The organism is Gammaproteobacteria bacterium (assembly GCA_013696315.1).
Taxonomy (GTDB): domain Bacteria; phylum Pseudomonadota; class Gammaproteobacteria; order JACCYU01; family JACCYU01; genus JACCYU01.
In genome coordinates this window covers 1-2,321 of record JACCYU010000180.1, presented here as the reverse complement: position 1 = coordinate 2,321, position 2,321 = coordinate 1, and the positions used below count along the sequence as shown (strand labels likewise).

Annotated in this window: 1 protein-coding gene; it reads right to left on the bottom strand. The window is 60.6% G+C overall.

Annotation, left to right across the window (positions count from 1 at the left end; translation table 11 throughout):
* On the bottom strand, positions 1 to 2,157 hold a 2,157-nt coding region (gene ppsA, locus H0V34_10645), incomplete at its 3' end, for a phosphoenolpyruvate synthase (GenBank protein ID MBA2492125.1).
* Between the last annotated feature and the right edge of the window lie 164 nt (positions 2,158 to 2,321).

Sequence of the window (2,321 nt, the reverse complement as noted above, 5' to 3'; positions counted from 1 at the left end):
CAGCCCCGAATCCCGATCCAGCGCTAAAGTCATTTGCGTCAAGTCGTTGGAGCCGATTGAAAATCCGTCGAAATGTTCGAGGAACTGCTCGGCGAGTATCACGTTGGACGGAATCTCGCACATCATGATGACCTTGAGATCATCGACCCCGCGCTCAAGCCCGTTGTCCGCGAGCAACTTCACGACCTGCGACGCTTCGTCCAGGGTGCGCACGAACGGAACCATGATCTGCACGTTGGTAAACCCCATGTCATCACGCACCTTGCGCAGCGCCCTGCATTCGAGCTCGAAACACTCACGGAATTTTTCCGAGATGTAGCGCGACGCCCCGCGCAACCCGATCATCGGATTCTCTTCCTTGGGCTCGTAACGTTCGCCGGCGAGCAGATGCGCGTATTCGTTGGACTTGAAGTCCGACAGGCGCACGATCACCGGATGCGGCGCAAACGCCGCGGCCAGGGTGGCGATCCCCTCGGCTAGCTTGTCCACGAAGAAACTTACCGGATCCGGGTAACCGGCGCAGCGCTTGGCGATCTTGTCCTTGAGATCTTTGGGCAACTGATCGAATCCCAGCAACGCCTTGGGATGTACGCCAATGGTGTTGTTGATTAAGAACTCCAGCCGCGCCAGGCCCACCCCGGCATTGGGCACACTCGCAAAAGTGAACGCGCGCCCCGGGTTGCCAACGTTCAACATCACCTTGAGCGGCAGCTCGGGCATAGCGGCCAGCTCGTGCCGGTGTACCTCGAAGTCCAGTTTACCTTCGTAGATCAGTCCCGTGTCACCCTCCGCGCACGACACGGTGATTTCCTGACCGTCCTTAAGGCGCCGCGAAGCGTCGCCGCAACCGACGACCGCGGGAATCCCGAGTTCACGCGCGATAATGGCCGCGTGACAGGTGCGACCCCCGCGATCGGTGACGATTGCAGCGGCGCGCTTCATCACCGGCTCCCAGTCCGGGTCGGTCATGTCCGTTACCAGCACATCGCCTTGTCGCAGCTTGTCCATCTCCTCCAGATCGATCATGATCCGCGCCGCGCCGCTGGCGATGCGCTGCCCTACCGCGCGTCCCTCGATCAGCACCTCCCCCTTGCCATTCAAAACGTAGCGTTCCACGACCTGCTGCGTGTTGCTCTTTACCGTTTCCGGACGCGCCTGCACGATGAACAGCTCGCCGGTCTCGCCGTTCTTGGCCCATTCGATGTCCATAGGCCGACCATAATGTTTCTCGATGATGACCGCCTGCTGTGCTAGTTGCGTTATTTCCTCATTGGTCAGGGTAAAGCGGGCACGGTCTTCCGCCGGCACGTCCACGGTGCTTAACGATTTTTCCAGCACGCCGCCTTCGCTGTAGATCATCTTGATTTCCTTGCTGCCCAGGGTGCGGCTGAGGATAGCCGGGCGGCCGGCGGCCAGGGTGGGTTTGTGCACGTAGAATTCATCCGGGTTCACGGCGCCCTGCACCACGGCTTCGCCCAGACCATAACTGCTGGTGATGAACACGACATCGGTGAATCCGGACTCGGTATCCAGGGTGAACAGCACGCCGCTGGCGGCGAGATCGCTGCGCACCATGCGCTGAACGGCCGCCGACAGCGCCACCTCGCCGTGTTCGAAGCCGTGGTGCACGCGATACGAGATCGCGCGGTCGTTGAACAGCGACGCAAACACGGTCTTCACCGCCAGCAATACGTTGTCCAGCCCGCGCACGTTAAGGAATGTTTCCTGCTGACCGGCGAACGACGCATCGGGAAGATCCTCGGCGGTCGCCGACGATCGCACGGCGACGGCCAGCGAGCCGCCCGCTCCACTCTCCAGTTGTTCATAAGCGTGCGCGATAGCGTCGCGTAAGCGACCCTCGATTGTGGTATCGATGATCATCTCGCGGATCGAACGGCCGGTCCGCGCCAGTGCTTTCACGTCTTCGGCATCCAGTTTCTCAAGCGCGGCGCTGATCCGCTCGGTCAATCCCGCGTCGGACAAAAAACGCCGGAAGGCGTCGGCGGTGGTGGCAAATCCGCCAGGCACGTTGACGCCGCTGGCGGCCAGATGCTGGATCATCTCGCCCAGCGAGGCGTTTTTGCCGCCAACGCGCGCGACGTCATCCATGCCAATGGAGTCCAGGCTAACTACATCATCATCCGCATTGCCGTTCATTGTGGGATCCTCAGGTCTTGGGGGCGATCGATCCTCGCTTTGGCGTTATCATGGAAAAGAGCTAAGGACTTATATTTCACCGCAGTTGAGTTTACAGGCTATGCGCAGCGTTTTTTTCCTGTCCAACCGGACAGCCATCACCGCAGAGACGCTGGGGCACAGCC